Origin of the sequence: Paenibacillus sp. FSL F4-0097, from assembly GCF_038593125.1 — a bacterium.
GTDB classification, from domain to species: Bacteria; Bacillota; Bacilli; order Paenibacillales; family Paenibacillaceae; genus Paenibacillus_AQ; species Paenibacillus_AQ odorifer.
This window is the reverse complement of record NZ_CP151965.1, coordinates 6,707,223-6,725,063: the sequence shown is the minus strand read 5'-3', so window position 1 is coordinate 6,725,063 and position 17,841 is coordinate 6,707,223. Positions and strand designations below refer to the sequence as shown.

Annotated in this window: 15 protein-coding genes; all 15 read left to right on the top strand. The window is 45.2% G+C overall.

Going from position 1 to position 17,841, the window contains the following annotated elements; genetic code table 11:
• The first annotated feature begins 90 nt into the window (after positions 1–90).
• Entirely contained in the window at positions 91–1,125 is a 1,035-nt protein-coding gene (locus MHH86_RS30170; protein ID WP_036682199.1) for a sugar diacid recognition domain-containing protein, read from the top strand.
• 92 nt (positions 1,126–1,217) lie between these two features.
• Positions 1,218–2,573 (top strand): MFS transporter, encoded by a 1,356-nt coding sequence (locus MHH86_RS30165; RefSeq protein WP_235219467.1) that lies wholly within the window; start codon positions 1,218–1,220, stop codon positions 2,571–2,573.
• Positions 2,574–2,652: 79 nt separating this feature from the next.
• The gene (locus tag MHH86_RS30160; protein ID WP_232061479.1) at positions 2,653–2,859 is read left to right on the top strand and encodes a hypothetical protein; all 207 of its coding nucleotides are present in this window, start codon (positions 2,653–2,655) and stop codon (positions 2,857–2,859) included.
• Positions 2,860–2,887: 28 nt separating this feature from the next.
• A complete protein-coding gene (locus MHH86_RS30155; RefSeq protein WP_036682194.1) occupies positions 2,888–3,577 on the top strand; it encodes a hypothetical protein in 690 nt (229 codons plus the stop codon).
• Entirely contained in the window at positions 3,574–4,776 is a 1,203-nt protein-coding gene (locus MHH86_RS30150; RefSeq protein WP_036682191.1) for a glutathionylspermidine synthase family protein, read from the top strand. The genes MHH86_RS30155 and MHH86_RS30150 overlap by 4 nt, the downstream gene beginning before the upstream one ends.
• A 69-nt stretch (positions 4,777–4,845) precedes the next feature.
• Complete coding sequence (locus MHH86_RS30145; protein WP_232061559.1) at positions 4,846–5,439, top strand: hypothetical protein; 594 nt, start codon at positions 4,846–4,848, stop codon at positions 5,437–5,439.
• The gene (locus tag MHH86_RS30140) at positions 5,436–5,828 is read left to right on the top strand and encodes a DUF350 domain-containing protein (RefSeq protein ID WP_038573772.1); all 393 of its coding nucleotides are present in this window, start codon (positions 5,436–5,438) and stop codon (positions 5,826–5,828) included. Before MHH86_RS30145 ends, MHH86_RS30140 begins: the two co-directional genes overlap by 4 nt.
• A 117-nt stretch (positions 5,829–5,945) precedes the next feature.
• Positions 5,946–6,929: a potassium channel family protein gene (locus tag MHH86_RS30135; RefSeq protein WP_306456170.1), complete on the top strand. Its 984-nt coding sequence runs from the start codon at positions 5,946–5,948 to the stop codon at positions 6,927–6,929.
• Between the two features lie 136 nt (positions 6,930–7,065).
• Positions 7,066–9,111: a catalase gene (locus MHH86_RS30130; RefSeq protein ID WP_076316125.1), complete on the top strand. Its 2,046-nt coding sequence runs from the start codon at positions 7,066–7,068 to the stop codon at positions 9,109–9,111.
• 169 nt (positions 9,112–9,280) lie between these two features.
• A complete protein-coding gene (locus MHH86_RS30125) occupies positions 9,281–10,435 on the top strand; it encodes a glycosyl hydrolase family 8 (RefSeq protein WP_235219466.1) in 1,155 nt (384 codons plus the stop codon).
• A 31-nt stretch (positions 10,436–10,466) separates the two neighbouring features.
• Positions 10,467–12,020 carry a hypothetical protein gene (locus tag MHH86_RS30120; protein ID WP_076316126.1) on the top strand — a complete coding sequence of 518 codons (1,554 nt, stop codon included), beginning with the start codon at positions 10,467–10,469 and terminating at the stop codon, positions 12,018–12,020.
• A complete protein-coding gene (locus MHH86_RS30115; RefSeq protein WP_076316127.1) occupies positions 12,017–13,567 on the top strand; it encodes a hypothetical protein in 1,551 nt (516 codons plus the stop codon). Before MHH86_RS30120 ends, MHH86_RS30115 begins: the two co-directional genes overlap by 4 nt.
• A gap of 27 nt (positions 13,568–13,594) precedes the next feature.
• Positions 13,595–14,845, top strand: a complete 1,251-nt coding sequence (locus MHH86_RS30110; protein WP_036682179.1) for a glycosyltransferase family 2 protein — start codon at positions 13,595–13,597, stop codon at positions 14,843–14,845.
• Positions 14,846–14,897: 52 nt separating this feature from the next.
• Positions 14,898–16,994, top strand: a complete 2,097-nt coding sequence (locus MHH86_RS30105; RefSeq protein ID WP_081382518.1) for a cellulose biosynthesis cyclic di-GMP-binding regulatory protein BcsB — start codon at positions 14,898–14,900, stop codon at positions 16,992–16,994.
• Positions 16,984–17,835: a diguanylate cyclase gene (locus tag MHH86_RS30100; RefSeq protein ID WP_076099731.1), complete on the top strand. Its 852-nt coding sequence runs from the start codon at positions 16,984–16,986 to the stop codon at positions 17,833–17,835. Before MHH86_RS30105 ends, MHH86_RS30100 begins: the two co-directional genes overlap by 11 nt.
• The last annotated feature ends 6 nt before the right edge of the window (positions 17,836–17,841 follow it).

Genomic DNA, 17,841 nt, shown 5'->3' with positions numbered 1-17,841 from the left:
AGAGGGGCTGACTGAACGGAGTCAGCCCCTTTTTTCTTTTTTAAGGTAGAAGCTTTCTGAGTAGAATATAAAGGAACAGGAGGTACAGACATGAAGATATCGAAATCACTCGCAGGACAAATAGCACAAGAAATGATGAGCGTAGTTCCTTATAACATTAATGTTATGGATGAGAGCGGGTTTATTGTGGGGAGCGGAGATCTGAAACGGGTCGGAACCTTACATGAGGGAGCGAGAATAGCTATTCAAAGTGGGCATGTCTTTGAAGTGTACGAGGATGGCAGCGGCATGAAGCCGGGGGTGAATGAACCCATTATTATAGATCATAAAGTTTTGGGTGTGGTAGGTATTACGGGACATCCAGATGAGGTTAGGCCGTTTAGTAAGCTGGTCAGAGTCACTACTATATTACTTATTGAGCAGGAAGCAAGGAACAAGCTGGAACAGGATGAGCGAGTAAAACGTGTGAAATTTTATCATGAATTGTCTTATCGTAAAGAAGCATATGATCTTGAGTTTTTGGAACGGGCAGGCAGCTATGGGCTTGATCTTAAGAAAAAATGCTGGGCGATCCTTGTGGAAGGCGATGTGAACGGCAAAGAATTCAAAAATGTATTTAGGTCTTATCCACATTACTGGAATTTGGAGAATGATAAGGCGGTTTTTTTCATAACGGATGTTTTTCTTTATAAAGAGCTTATAGGAAAACTAAATTCATGTACGAATGTGGGGCGAATAGGTTCTGGCGAAGCAGCGGAGTTAGCTGCTTATTCACTTGAACAGGCCCAGGCGGCGATTAGTGTTGGCAGCAGAGTCGACCCGCTCAAGAAACTGTACACTTATGAGGAACTAAGCTTCTTGATTCATCTCTCTTATGACGGTGCTGAACGGCCCGGAACGATTTATGCTCTGCTGGATCAGTCGGGCGATAAGACAGGCCTGATTGAAACGCTGCAAGTATTTATTGCTGAGAATGGGGACCATAATCGTACTGTACAGAAGCTGAATATTCACCGAAATACACTGAACTACCGGCTTAATCGCATTCATACATTGACGGGCAAAAATCCACGCAACTACATGGAGTTGTTTGAATTGTTGTGCGGATTGATGTGGCGGAAGTAAACTAAATCCCCCTATTCCAATTGCCATCCTGATTTTATAGGCATAAACTTAGATAAGCTTGTATAGATAAATTAGGACAGGGATGGATAGGAATGAATGAGAAAGTAGTAATGAATGATAAAGTAGTCATGCCATTATGGACCATGTGCCTTTTTATCGTAGTGATGAACACAACGATGTTTAATGTATCACTTCCAACCATTATTCAGGATCTCCAAATTTCTGCTGATCTAGGTTCATGGGTAATTTCGAGCTATTCGATTGGATATGCTTTATCGACGGTTATTTATAGCCGCTTATCAGACGTGTTGCCGATTCGGAGACTTTTGACCGTTGGCTTAATTACTCTTGGGTTAGCCTCAGTGTTTGGATTATTTGCGCATGACTTTAATACATTATTGATAACGAGAATAGTACAATCTGCCGGCGCGGGTGCGATGGCTGGATTGGGTCTCGTACTGGCCAGCCGTTATGTGCCTATTGAAAGACGTGGTGCGGCTATCGCCATGATCTCCGCAGGGAGTGCAATGGCCTTTGGGTTGGGCCCTATTTTCGGTGGCGTCATCAGTCAGTATTTTGGCTGGAATGGGTTATTCGGAATTACTTGCCTTGTGCTTGTTGTATTGCCAGTGCTGCTGCGGTTATTACCTAAGGAACAGCCTCAGCCTGCAGGCTTTGATGTTATTGGGGCGGCGTTGACCGTTGTAAATGCGGCAAGTCTGCTGGTAGCCGTAACTACCCAATCTCTGGTATGGTTAGCAGTGGGCATAGTATCTATTATCGTGCACGCTTGGTATTTGAAGAAGGCGAAGGAATCCTTTATTAACCCGCAGTTGCTAAAAATGCCGGGATACTTGAAGCTAGTTACCATAGGCTTTTGTATTCTGGTGCTGAACTTGGGGAATTTGTTCCTGATGCCGCTTGTGCTCGCTAATCTGTTTGGTAAATCCGCGTTGATGATTGGTTTGTTTATCGCACCTGGTGCGTTATTATCCGCATTTCTTACCCGTTTTGTTGGACGTTTTATTGACCGGTATGGCAACTTGCGCTTCTTAATCATAGGACATTGTATCCTTGCCGCTGTTATGGCTGCATTTGCGCTGAACCTTTCTGTATCTCCTGTAGTTCTTCTGCTTGGTTATCTTTGCTTCTCTCCTGCCTTCTCGGCGACAATGGCATCCTTAAATAATGAAGCTTCTCGGGTTCTTCCGCGAACTTGGATTGGTTCAGGTATGGGGCTTTTACAACTGATTCAGTTCTTTGGAGGTTCTGTATCTGTTGCGGTCTGTGGGCTGTTGCTGCATGCTCAGCGTGATCTTGCGCCGGCAAAAGCATATGAGCATGTATACGGACTGTTGCTTCTTGTCAGCTTGTGTTCGTTAGGAGTTCTCCTTTTATACAGACGTTCTTATTCCAAAAGTAATACTGGGCAATCTATACAAGCTTAGAACTGAAACGAAAAGGTGATAAAAACGTATCAGATGCTATAGCAGATATAAGGAAGGAATGGTAATAATGGATAACGGGATGAGTGTAGTTTTAATCGAAAAAATGCCAGAGGGTGATCTGCGAGTAATTGAAGAGCGTACGTGGAGCATGAATATGATAACTGCACTTGAACATGTCAATTATATAGTGGTGGGCAGTAAGGAATATGAAGCGGTTGAAGGACGGCTGAATGTGGATGAAGGCAAGCTGGAGCTTTTGCTTGTTCCGATGCACACTGAGGGATAGAAGATCATCAGGGAAGGAGAACCTTACGATGGCTAAAGAAGAAAGGGATAAGGAATTGCCTGCATCAAAATTATTTACCGCCGATGGCAAACCCATCCGTGTATTATCAACATCGCTAGGCATAGCCTTATTAGCGAATGCTATGTTTATTCCTGGCGGAGCGGGGGCTAGCGCGAATACTTCTGCGGGCGAACCACAGCTAGTCTCTTGGTCTAATGAAGAGGTTAAAGCTTATTTTGATAAAAATGTGGATTGGAATATTCCCTACCCCGAAGAAGGTACGAAAGAGGTAGAGGAGCAAGGCCAAGGCGTAGTAACTTCAAACGGGACAACTGTAGTGAATAACTATGGCGGTTATCATTCAGGTTTTGGCTGGACGGATTTGCTTCTGTATCATATGTTGTTTAACAGCGGTGCCAATTACTCCTCCAGAGGATGGGCTAAGGACCGTCCTACCTATTATGGAGGCACGAGAACCACTTATAAACCACCTACTTATAGCAGCGAAAAGTTTCAGAATAAAAAGGTGCCCGGTTCTGTAGTGAAACCTAAAACCTCAACCTCATCCACGGGTTCCATCACGAGAAGGGGTTCCTCTTCGAAGACCGGAATCGGGGGCACTTCCAGTGGCTTAAACTCTTCGAAGAACTCTAAATCAAGCTCAGGCTCGAAATCTTCATCGAGATCAGGCTCAAGCAAGAGTGGTTTCGGCGGATGAGTGATCAGCAGAGCGTGTTTGAGATCCTGGATTTGTCTGATCTGGAGCGGGGCCCACGGGTACAAGCGCTGTATGAGCTTGGGTTCACTTGGGCAGATCTAGAGGAAGAAGAGTATTGGATGGATGCAATAGCTGTGATGCGCAGCGACATTTACAAGGAGCTTGAGGAAGCCTCCGCAAAGCTTTGGGCTATCCTCGATAAGGCGGTTCGGTATATACATCTAAAACGCGATTTGTATGAGCTACTGGGCATTCCCCCTGTTCTTTGGGAGATGCTTGATGGGTCTCCTATTCCGGAAGAAGGCTTAATCAGCCGGTATGCAAGGTTTGATTTTGCGATAGCTCATGATGGAACCATCAAGCTTCTGGAACTGAATGCCGATACACCTACAGGTTATGTGGAGGCTTCCATAGCAACACCTTGGATCTGTGAACAGGCGGGTGTGGCTAGTCCAAATCATGCGATGAAGGAACAACTTGCCGCAGCATGGCAGATAGAACGTCCAGATACCGCAGCTTGTGTTGCTTATGGGTCCCATCTTGAAGATTCAGGTACGATTGAAGCCTTGGTCAGACATAGCGGACTTACTATTCAGTGTGTGGATTGCCTCGACCTGTGGGTCGATGAGGGCATTCTGAAGGATGGGGAGGACCGGGTGATACAGCGGATGTTTGCTCTATATCCTAAAGAGTGGATGGCCGTCGATGAAGGTGGAGATGCACTTGCCTATGCCGTTGAGCAGGGAAATCTTCAGCTTTTTAATGGACCTCACAGTATCCTGTTGCAGTCTAAGGGATTGATTGCAGCTGTGTGGGGAATGTATGAGCTTGGCTTATTATTTGACAATGAAGAGCGTGAGGCGATCTCACGTTATATTTTGCCGACTTATAATAAGCCTGTGTTCTCTGGCAGCTTTGTGTCCAAATCTGTATTTGGCCGCGAAGGCGGTTCTGTACGTCTCTTTGACGATAGTGGAACTCTGGAAATTGAGGACGAAGAGGGTTATGATAGCAGTCAGCTTTTTCCCTCTGTATATCAAAAAAGAGCTGAACTAGCCCGAATACACACCGCCGAAGGTGAATTCCACCTACTGACAGGCATGTTCGTCATTAATGGGAAACCGTGTGGGCTGCTCGGCCGGGCTGGCGGACTGATTACGGGCAATGCCAGTCATTTTATCGCGTTGGGAGTGAGATAGTTGGATAAAAGTAAGGCTATAAACAAGTCGTCTACTAGATTAGTAAAGGCCCGGATCGGCGCTTTATGTATGATGCTTCTAACGGTGCTGCTGCTTAGTGCATGTTCCAGTAATCAGGGGAGTGTGTTTGATTCAGGCACTGCCGAAACTTCTGATAGTGTTGCACGGGTACCTTGGGATTACCGGGTTGTGGAGAGTACTGTAGGTGATCTAATTGGCAGCGATATGACGGTGTTGCCGGATAATGAGCTGCTGCCGAATGATGAGAATTATGCTACTGGCGATAAAATATGGACATTGCAGTTCATGGACGCTGAGCTGATCACAGATGCTGACCAGCGCAATGAAGTCCGCCTATCTTCCTGGACGACCATTAAATCGTATCCCGATGAAAAAACAGCAGTAGAGGACCTTACCAACCTTAAGGTATCGGTAACTACGGATGTTGATCTTGTAGGAGTATACAAGACAAAATATAATGAGAAGACAAGAAACTTTGCCGTCCTTGAGCTGCCTTCCGGCAACCGGATCAAGCAGCCGATAGACGATGAGCGTTATGCAGCATTAGAGAAAGAAAAGACCGCTTCCGTAGTCCTTGAGGAAGTACATGATTTCGCCGATTATGACTCGGCATATGCGAAATTTCGGGGGTGGGCAAAGTGACGATTGTTGTTAATTTGATAGTCAGTATATTTGTGATTATTCTTCTGCAATTGTTGGGTATGGTTATCTTTGGCTTGATGACCCCGTTCAAGGATATGGAAGAGCTGAAAAAAGGGAATGTGGCTGTAGCTCTAGCGCTTGGCGGCAAATTTCTCGCCACAGCAATTATCATTGGAGTAGCGGCGTATACGAATACCTCTATTCTGCATATGATCATTTGGTTTGCTGTCGGTTATGTGTGCCTCATCGCTGCTTACTGGATTTTTGAATTGGCGACCCCAAGCTTTAAAATTTCAGAACATCTGGAAAAAGGCAATGTGGCAGTAGGCACTATGCTCTGCTTGGTGTTTATCGGCACAGCGTTTGCAGTCAGCAGTTTGATTGTTTAGATCAAAAATCGCAGATGAACATGGATAAGGCTGCCCTCAGTAATAACCTCGAGAGGCAGCTTTATTAATGTGAGGAAGGGATGGCAGATGCATTTTTTTCTGAGAATATCCACCAGGATGATGCGTTTACGCAAACGGTCGATCGGTTTGATTATTTTGATCTTTATAATTCTTAGCGCATCGATAGCTTACCTGCTTGAACCGAGTACATTCCACAACTGGTTTAATGCCTTCTATTGGGTCATGACAACGATGGCCACCGTTGGGTATGGGGATTATTTTGCCGAGACTGTAGTTGGTAAGCTATTCACCATGTTTCTGTATATTTTTGGGATTGGTCTTCTCAGCTTGGTTATTGGCAAGGTCATTGACTCTATTGCAGAAGTGCAGAGAAGGAGAGGAGCAGGAACATTGAGCTTCCGGGGAAAGGATCATGTGATATTAATCAATTGGAGTAAGAAAGCACAAGCTGCGGTAGATGAGGTGTTATGCTATTCACCTAAATGTCATATCGTCATCATTGATGAGATAGGACGGCATCCGCTGGAGCATATGGAACAGGTCCACTTTGTGAGCGGTGATGCTTCCAGCGATGAGATTCTCCTTAAAGCTAACATACACGAAGCCCGGGCAGCCATTGTGTTCGGAGACACACGGATTGATGAAGCATCGCTAATTGACGGGAAGTCTCTGCTTATCGCCTCCAGCATTGAGCGCATAGCGCCACAAGTACATACTACCGTAGAAATTATGCAGGAGAAGAATATACAGAATTTCAGGCATGTTCAGGTCAATGAATTCGTTCTGTCGCATGATGCCATTTCTAGATTGGCTGTCCGATCCGCTCTACAAGAGGGGAATTCAGAGGTGATTACGCAGCTGCTGAGCCGCCAGTATGGGGATGATATTTATGAGATTCCAGTGAATAGTGCATGGAAGACCTATGGGCAGGCGTTTCAGGAATTGCTCCTTCAAGGTGCAACTTTACTCTCGGATCGTAGTGACCTTAGCATCAATCGCAAGCTGGGCCAGCCTATTCCTAAAGAGGCTAGATTATATATTGTTTCGGATGAAGAGACGTACCGGAGAATTAAAGGTTAGGTCAGAGATAAGCGAGTAAGCGGATTTTCGGGAGAAGGGCTTCTCGGAATTCCGCTTCTTTTTGTTTGCCGTTCCTTCCTTAAGGGTAAGAGATGAATATTATCGTTACTCTACCTTTCGGAAGGAGCCATTGTTAATGAGTGAACAGCAAAAAGTGAACGGAAATAGCAAAAATGAGCATCTGGAACAGTTTCGCAGTAAGGACGAAGGTCACGCTTTAACAACCAATCAGGGATTGAAAGTGTCCGAGGATGAGTTCTCCCTAAAAGCCGGTGACCGGGGGCCAACCTTGCTGGAGGATTTTCATTTTCGGGAAAAAATGACCCATTTCGATCACGAGCGGATTCCTGAGCGGATCGTGCATGCACGCGGATTTGCCGCCCACGGGGAGTTTGAAGTATATAAATCGTTGAAAGAATATACGAAGGCGAAATTCCTTCAAGATCCGTCCGTAAAGACCCCGGTGTTTGTCCGATTCTCAACGGTAGCAGGATCACGGGGTTCAGCCGAAACTGTGCGGGATGCCCGGGGCTTCTCGACCAAATTTTATACCGAAGAAGGCAATTATGATTTGGTAGGCAATAATATGCCGGTCTTTTTTATACAGGATGCGATTAAGTTCCCTGATCTAGTGCATGCGCTTAAGCCGGAGCCGCATAATGAAATGCCTCAGGCGGCATCAGCCCATGATACCTTCTGGGATTTCATCGCCAATAACCAGGAATCGGCCCATATGGCGATGTGGCTGATGTCTGACCGCGCCATTCCGCGAAGCTTCCGGATGATGGAAGGGTTTGGAGTTCACACCTTCCGTTTGATCAATGAGCAGGGGAAAGCACATTTTGTTAAATTCCATTGGAAACCAGTGCTTGGTGTACACTCTTTGGTGTGGGACGAAGCACAGAAAATATCAGGAGCGGACCCTGACTTTCACCGACGTGATTTATGGGAATCGATTGAAGCTGGCAACTTTCCGGAATACGAGCTGGGCATTCAGCTTCTTAGTGAAGAAGATGAATTCAAGTTTGATTTCGACGTGTTGGACCCTACAAAGCTATGGCCAGAGGAAGACGTGCCCGTGCAGATCGTTGGGAAAATGACCTTGAACCGCAACGTGGATAATGTTTTTGCCGAAACGGAGCAGGTGGCTTTCCACCCTGGACATGTAGTGCCTGGTATTGATTTCACCAATGACCCCCTACTTCAGGGCAGACTATTCTCTTATACGGATACACAGCTGATTCGGCTTGGGGGTCCTAACTTTCATGAATTGCCGATTAATAGACCGGTGTGTCCTTTCCACAACAACCAGCGTGACGGATATGGGCGGCAGACGATTAATCAGGGCACTGTGAGTTATCATAATAATTCTCTGGCCCAAAATACACCGAGACCTGTCCCAGAGGCTGAAGGCGGTTATGTGCATTATCAAGAAAAGGTTGAGGGCCGTAAGGTACGGAGCCGGAGTAAAAGCTTTGAGGATCATTTTTCACAAGCCAAGTTATTCTGGAATAGTATGAGCCCTCCGGAACAATTGCATATTATCGAAGCTTATTCTTTTGAGCTTGGAAAGGTTAAGAGTAAGTCGGTCCGACAGCAGGTCGTAAATATGCTTGCTAACATTACCTCCGAGCTTGCTGTACCTGTGGCAGAAGCCATTGGAATAGCGGCTCCAGAAGTTGGCGGTTCTGAGGTCACTCAAGCTTCCCCAGCCTTAAGTCAAGCTAATACGAAAAAACATCCTAACACGCGGAAAGTAGGCGTGATTATCGGGGATGGTTTTGATGAAGCTGCGGTAATGCCTGTATTGGACACGCTTATGGGAGCTGGGATTCAACCGGAGCTAATCAGTGATAAGCTTGGATTTATTAAAGGCTCAAACGGCACAGAGCTTGAAGTCATCCACACCTTATCCACTACAGATTCGGTGCTCTTCGATGCGATTTATGCGGCTGGTGGAAATGCAGAGCGCAAGAAATTCCATAAAGATGCAGCGCTATTCCTCAACCAAGCATATGCACATTTTAAACCCATCGCGATGACCACAACACTTGCTGAGCTGCTTGCAACAGATGAACACAGAAGCAGTCCGGGCGTCGTAATAGGCGATGGTGGGGAAGTTTTTGCGGCTAGCTTCGTTGCGGCCATTTCTGCCCATCGTTTTTGGGAACGTATGGAATAAAGTAAATAGATGATAGAAAAAGAGGGGTCTGCTCGTCAGAAGGCGTGTGGATGCCTCTTTTTTCCATCTAATAGTTTCATAAATTTAACATTTGGATTAAGTATGTGATGTATATTACCGTTATAGATAATACTAGGCAATATAAGCAGATGCTTAGGGAGGTGATTTTTTGAGGAAAGAGATAGCTGTTGCTGTAGTGGTACTTATAGGTTTTACAGCATTAACAGCATGCGAGCAAACAGCAACGCCGGCATCAACACCCTCGCCCTCCGCGAATGTTCATACAACAGAGCCACCGAATCCTACGGGTTCGGCTAATAATGATGTGGGGGACCATTCACAGGAATTGGATGCTTTAGAGCAATTTATTGTTACGAAGCTTACCGGCTCGTCCGGTGTTTATACGAATTTAATTGAAACAGAGCAATCCGGGGAAGCGGCAAGCGGCCATGAGATTCTAAGTGAGTCTGCCTCTCTGAGGATGCTGGCAGCCGTACGGAGTGGTGAGAAAGAGCGATTTGCAGAAGAATGGGCGCTGGCTAAGCAAACCTTTGATATGAAGGGCGGTTTTAGCTACCGATATAGCCCTAAACAGCAGAAATTATATCCTGTGAATGCTGCCGTTGATGACTTACGTATCATTCGTGCGCTTTATGAAGCGGGGGATACGTTTAGGGATAAACACTATACAGAGGAAGCGGATAAGTATGGTGAAAGATTTTATAACTATAATGTAAAAAATGGATATATGTATGACTTCTATGATGAAAATTACAAAAAAACCAACACATTCGTTACTTTATGTTATATTGATTTAGGTACAATGCGAAAATTGTCGGTTTCTGGAGAATCTCGTGAATTTTTGTTGAATAATATGAGCGTTATACTGAAAGATGGATATTTATCAGATGAGTTTCCCTTCTATGAAACAAGGTTTAATTATGAGAGTGGAACCTATACTTCGGAGAATATCAATACAGTAGAATCGCTACTGTCTATTCTGGCTTTGGCAGAGGTAGACCAGCAGAAATCCTCCAGCATTGATTATATCAAGCAGCAGGTCGAAGCTGGCACATTATATGGACAATATTCGCGTGAGGGAAAGCCGCTTAACGATATTCGCTCAACAGCCATTTACGCTATTACGGCTATGATTGGTGCCGAGATCGGAGACGATGCACTCTATCGCAAAAGCATTGAAAGAATGAACGAGTTCAGAATAACCGATGCCGGCAGCTCACTGTATGGAGGCTTCGGCGATGTAGCTAGTGGCCAAGCCTATTCCTTTGATAATCTGATGGCATCATTGGCCTATGTCTATTAATTTAAACCTATAGTAACGAAGGTGAATCTGCATGATAAACAACACGGTGAAATCACCTCTGAGGCAGGGGATGACACTCGCTAACCTACCGTTGCCATTGTCCCCGGCTTTTATCACTGCTGTTGGAGTGTTGCTTATAACCATCATAGCCTTATTTACCGCCCCGTATGTCGGAATGGCGGATAATGGTGATTTTTTTCGCAGCATCTATAGTAACGGAATTTATTTCAATCTGCCGGATTATGACGAGCAATACTTTGGTTATTTTGTAAAGCAATATGGAATCTTTCAATATTTTAATGAGAATGGCGCGACATTATTTTCTTCGCAGTCCCTATTTATCAAGCTGGCCATTGGACTTAATAAGCTGTTTTTTAGCAGCGAGGTTTTCGATATCCGGTTTCAAGCAGTCATTTATACGATTTTATATGTTGCGGCGATCTACTTATTAATAGAGGCTGTTACATGGGGGATGACCCGCAAGCAGGGATGGGTCACTGCAGGTATTGCTATTTTTATATTTGGAGATACCGGGTATACCGCTTATTTCAACTCCTTTTACGGCGAGAGCGTCGTGATGATCACGATGATTACTATGTTCGCAGCTTGGTTGTTGTTATATCAAAAAAGATACAATGACTATGTGCTGCTGGCCCTGTTCTTGATCAGTACGATCATCCTGACTACTTCCAAGCAGCAAAATGCGCCAGTGGGTATAATCATTGCGGTTCTGGGGTGTTCAATCCTTTGGATTCGCAGGGATAAAATATTTCGCATTCTGACAATGGTTTCCCTTGCTTTGATCCTGTTCGCGGGTGTGTTCACCTATTTGAATATCTCGGATGAGTTCGTGAATATTAACCAGTTCCATGCCATGACCCGCGGGGTGCTGAAGGATTCCTCCGATCCGGAGAAGGCACTGAAGTCATTCGATATTGATGAACAATATGCCATCTTGAAGAATAGCATTTACTACGAGAAATACGGAACTATTGATGTGAATTCACCGATCCTCCAAGAGAACTTTTACAGTCGTTACGGATTTGTTTCGATCCTTAAATACTATATATCGAATCCGGATCAGCTTAACTCGATTCTTAATGTAGCTGCTCAAAGTGCATTCTCGATCAAACCAGCGGCGATGGGCAATTACGAGCAATCCCTTGGGAAGGAATTTCGAGCACAGAGTCACTTTTTTACTGGATACAGTCAGCTGAAAAAGGCTTTGGCACCACGAACGATAGGTTTTATCTTCCTTTGGACAGTGCTTGTCATCGGTCTGTATATGCCTTCTTTCGTAACAGCCATTAAGGCACGTAATTTTAGAGGATTGCAGCGGATGGTATTGATTGTCGCTACGATAGGCATTGGTCTTTCAGGCATTTTTGTATCGATTATCGGTGCTGGTGATGCCGACATTTCCAAGCATGAATTCTTGTTCACTTTATCTTTTGATTTGGTGACCTTTCTGACAGTATCTAGTGTGATCGGACGCAGATTCTCCAAAAATCGTAAAAAGCCGGTTAACGAGAGCCCCACCACGTCTAGTCCATTTACAAAGCCTCAAAAGGATGTGAGTGTTTGAAGCGCAGAGGGATCTTATACTGTATATTGCTGCTGACGCTGAGCTTAACCATCCTATTGCTTCCCACCACTCCTGTTCAATCTGCTGCATCGCCACAACAAGTCTTACTGCTCTATGACAGCCTTGCCAAGGGGACCGCTAAGGATGGAAATGTGACTGAACTTCAACGTCTGCTGGCAGCTTACTCGACAAAGGTTACACTTCGAAGCCTAGATCAATACGAGCAGGGGATGCTGAAAAATTACTCCAGAGTGATCATGGTCCGTAACGAAGCGGATATTTCGATCACGAATAAATCCTATATAGAGGATTGGGAGCATTATCAGGGGCAGTATTTGCATATCGGGTACAACCCACCCGCTAGTCTAATGAAGGCGTTACAGCTAACCACTGATGTGATCTATGACGGGAGTGCTGAGCTCGAAATTGGACAGTTCTCCGGAATTCAAGCTAAGGTGCAGGATATGCCTTATATTGCAGCGAGTCAGGCGGTCAAATCCTTTGGGAAACTATCTTTTGCGGAGGAGGGTCTGCAAGCACCGTACGCTGTGAGTAAGGGGAATGATACATATGCCCCATATTTTGAACAAGGGAATGTCAGTACGCTGGGGATGGCGTATGTTCTGAAGGATTGGCTCCATATCACTGCTGCTCCTAAAATGTACCTTGCGATCAAAGAAATCTATCCTTTCTCCGATCTGCGACTGCTGGCAGAAACGGGTGAGCGGCTGTATCAACTGGGGATTCCGTTTCTTGCAAGTGTGCGGCCTGTGTTCAGCAATACCGATTATCCGGCCATGCAGCGTTATTTAGTGGCCATGAAAAGTGTGCAATCCAGCAATGGAAGCATTCTGGTCAATGCCCCAGTGGTGATGCCAACGATAAGCTCCATTGACCATACGCTTAAAGGAAAGATGAATGATTTCATCAATCTGTTGGCCGAAAATGGGCTTGGGCCGCTTGGAGTCGGGGCGGAAATGCATTGGTCGTATGACAAAGAGTATTCAGAAGCGGGGATGAGCTTTTTTGATTCCGTGGTGTTATATCCGGATGAACAGATTGATTATATGGAGCAGAGCGACACCTCTAAATCCTTTCCATCCTCTTTATATAGCGTTCCGCTGGAATTTCTTCAGGCTTTGCCTACATCCAATAAAGTGATACCGCAATTGCCGATGGATACTGTAATCACCGTCGACATGCCCGAGGATGAGCGTCAGCTTGAAGAAATGCTGCAAAGTCTGGAACGGAATTGGGTTTCTTTTGCCGATTATAAGCAAGAAGAGCACCAGGTCGTTACTGATCAGAACACAATCTCCTCACTAGATGGAATGATTTCTATTAATGGACAACCTCTAAGCCTGGACTATACACCGGAAACAGTAGATAGCGATTATCGCTACACAGAGGAACAGCAAAAGAGCTTCACCCGACTTTTTAATATTCAGAATCAATTTTTTATTGTTGTGATCATGATTTCTCTGCTGCTGTTTGGCGGATTGCTGATGATCGGATACCGGTTATATCGCAGAAAGTTTTTGAAATGAGACAACTATCGTGATTTGGAGGACCCTATGACGATTTCAGACGTGCTGATGGTGATTGCGGTGATCTGTATTTGGTCTCTGCTGCTGGTGAATGTGACCCTCATTATCGCGGGCTATCTATATTACATTAAATCCGAAAATGAGGACATACCAGAGATAGAGGGTGAATATCCTTTTGTTTCAATTATGGTTCCCGCTCACAATGAGGGGGTAGTGATTTGTAAGACGGTTGAATCTCTGCTGGCGCTGGATTATCCGCAAGATCGGTATGAGATTATTGTGATTAATGATAATTCCTCTGATAACAGTGCTGAGCTGCTTGCGGGCATACAATCCCGAAATCCGGGGCGTCAGCTGGTAGTCATTAATACGGATGCAGTTACAGGAGGCAAAGGCAAATCCAATGCCTTGAATATAGGCTTTACCAGCTGTAAAGGGGAGCTAATCGCCATTTATGATGCCGACAATACTCCGGAGAAAACAGCTTTGCGTTATCTGGTTGCTGAGATCATGCATGATTCCAGCCTCGGTGCGGTGATTGGGAAGTTCCGGACCCGTAATCGTGATGCAAGTTTACTGACCCGGTTCATTAATATTGAGACCTTATCCTTTCAATGGATGGCTCAAGCGGGGCGCTGGAAGCTGTTCAAGCTTTGCACTATTCCGGGAACAAATTTCATTATGCGCAGGTCTATTGTGGAAAGCATCGGTGGCTGGGATGTCAAAGCGATAGCCGAGGATACAGAAATCAGCTTCCGGATTTATATGATGGGTTACCAAATCAAGTTCCAGCCCAAATCCGTCACGTGGGAGCAGGAACCACAGACCCTGAAGGTCTGGTTCAAGCAGCGAACCCGCTGGGCGAAGGGCAATATTTATGTCATTGTCAAAAATATCCCGCTGCTGTTCAATAAATCGGCCGCAAAGGTGCGGTTCGATATTCTTTATTTTCTATCCATTTACTTCTTGTTGCTGCTGTCGTTAATCACCTCGGATGTGCTGCTGATCCTGCATGCTTTGGGTTATGTGCATACTACTATTGCAGGTCTTAGTAATTTCTTATGGCTGCTCGCTATTATTTTATTCGTTGTGGGGACCTTCATTACGCTAACAACAGAAAAGGGCGAGATGAGCTTGTCCAATCTAGGGATTGTAATGTTGATGTATGTGTCTTATTGCCAGCTGTGGATGGTTGTCGCGGCTAACGGATTATATCTATACCTGAAAGACCTCATCTTCAAAAGAGAAGCCAAATGGTATAAGACGGAGCGCTACTAACGAGGCACCAAAAAGTCATATGAGAAAAATGTAATCACAGGAGAAACAGAACATGAAGATAAAAAAACAGCTGGTTATACTGTTAACCTGCCTCTCCCTTTTCTTAATTCCAATCCATCCTGCTGCCGCAGAGACGTTGCCACAGGATCATAAGTCTACTTATACAACCTCATTCACGGGAACAGACTCGTCCTTAACAGGTTCGAGTGCCCAGCAGCAATATTTTGAGGTTCTGGATTATTGGAATGTGGATCAAGTAAAGATCAAACTGCATTTTCAAATTTCACAAATTACCGAAGAGCAGATTTCTAGTGTTACCTTAACGCTAAACGGCAGCCCGTTCTATACGTTTCGTCCGTCACTACAAGACAACGGCGAACAGCTGTTGACCCTTGCGGCGCCCAAGGGGTTTCTGAAAAAAGGGACGAATACGCTGGGCATTCAGGGCTATTTGAAGACAGATCGTCAAGATGATCTCTTTTGTTCGGTCGATGAAACGTCGGATAATTGGCTGCATCTGTTCAATACGTCCAGTGTTAACGTGATTTATACCGCAAAGCCCTTGAGTGGAGGGATCAGTGACTTCAGCGAGCGATTCGCCGGGATAGATACCTTAACGAAGAATCAGAGTATTCTGACTGTACCGGACAAAAGCACGGCGGCAGAAATGGAAGCAGCCACTTATGCGCTCTCCGGGTTTGTTAAGGGGATTACGTTAAATGATAAGACTATTCCCTTGCTTCCCTACCGGGCAGACACTGTGCAGAATAAGGCCGCAGTTGTACTGGTAGCTATGTATGACAGAGTACCAAGCGGGCTGAAAGCTCAGCTAAGCTCCACTGAAGATTTGGGTACGCACGCGTTGCTCCAGCTAGTGAATAAGGATACCCAGCCCACCTTGGTTGTAACCTCGAAGGATGAGAACTTGCTGATTAAAGCGGGTCGTTTGATTGCTAATCCAGAGCTGATCGGGCAGATCACTAGTGATCTGAAAACAGTAACGGATGCTACAGAAGTGTCAGCACCTGCGCTTTCGATTAGCTCTAACATCACGTTCACTGAAACAGGTGATAAACTGACCGGGGCACATCATCAGGAGCAGACGTATTTTATTTCATTGCCAGCGAACCGCTCGATTGCCGATTCCGGTAAAATCAGCCTGGATTTCCGTTATGCACAGAATTTGGATTTTACTCGTTCATTGGTTACCGTGAGCATCAATAATACTCCGATTGGCAGTAAGAAGCTGACCAAGGAACTGGCGAATGGCGATATTCTTAATCTCTCGGTGCCTCAGAACTTGAATATATCCGGAAATTTCTCGGTGACAGTGGCTTTTGATTTGGAGATCGAAGGAGCCAGATGTATTATCGATCGGGATCAAATGCCGTGGGCTTATATCAGTAAAGATTCTGTAATGCAGCTGAATACGAAGGATCGCACGGATCTCTTATTTAATAACTATCCATATCCGTTCATCCGCGATGGGATCTATAATCATGTGGCGGTTGTACTGCCCGAACAAATGGATGATTACGCCTATTTAAGTGTATCGAATATCTTTAATCTGCTTGGTAAATATGCCAGCGGAAATATAGGGAATATCCAGTTCTATACCGATACTGTCAGCGCCGATCATTTGAAAAATAATAATATCATCGTTATTGGTGCTTATAAGAATAATAAGGTGATCCGTGATCAGAATGCTAAGCTTTATTTTCAATATAACGGAGATGGAACCACAATTCGCTCCAATGAGAAAATGAGTATTGAAGAGCAATACGGCGCACGAATCGGAACACTGCAGCTGATTGATTCCCCATTTGAGGCGGGACGTGCATTGCTCGCGGTTACGGGAGTCAGCTCGGAAGAGTATTACTTAGGATCGAAGCTGCTCGCTACAGAACGGGACAAGTGGAAGGTGTTTGGCGATGGTGCAATCGTTGATAAAGACGGTAATGTCAGCGCACACCGTTTCAAAACGATCACTGGAGCAGCCGAGGACTCTGTGGCCCAGAAAATAATGGAACGGTCGGATGTACTCAGTTTTATCATCGTGATTTTACTGGTGCTGACGCTGGTAGTTCTATCGCTGATCCTACTGCTTCGCAAACACATGAAGAAACGTGGTGATAAGCGTGAGACGTAATCGCAGCTTAGTGTCGGACATCGCTCTCTTATCATTCCTGATGTTATCGTTCCTCTGTATCGTCTTCATTGCCGGGGCACCGGATGATTACCTCCAGAATATTATCATTTTAACGGTGGCTTTTATTCTGGCCATTGTTACGTATTTTACAACGGTCACTGCAGGGCTGGTCTTGAATCTGGTGTTTATCTTTGCTTACGGATTCTACACGATGTACCAGACGATAACGCTAGGGGAGACGATTAGCCTGAATACTTATTTCTGGTTAATTATGACTCCGCTATTAACGGTCGTTCTATGGGTATTCACTTTAAGCAGCCGTGATTTGCAGGTGGAGAATGAGCAGCTACGCAAAAAGACTGCCAATATGGCTATCGTCGATGAAAACACAAATTTGCGGAACAGTATTTCTTTTCAGACGGATGCTACATTATTTACAAGCATTTCGACCCGCTATCAGATTCCGCTCACCCTGCTAGTGGTGAAGGTGAAGTATTGGAAAGAGATCAGACGGATCATTCCTGAAGATCAGCTGGCAGAAGCTATCTATGACGTGTCTCAGCTTAGTCAGGCGAGTATTCGTACCAATGATGCACTCTATCTGCTAGATAAGGATGAAGCAACATGGGGCCTGCTGCTGTTCACGGACAGCGATGGGGCGAAGATTGTGATCGAGCGGATTAAGCTCAAGCTTCAGGAGTTGAATGACAATAATTTCTCCAGAAAATATAAGGTCAGCCTGGGTCTTAAGATTGGGGCGGTCGAATACCAGGCCGGCACGATTGAGAATCCGCTGGATTTCATTGTTCAGGCCAAAAAACAGCTGGAGTACGACGTGTAGGCCAGC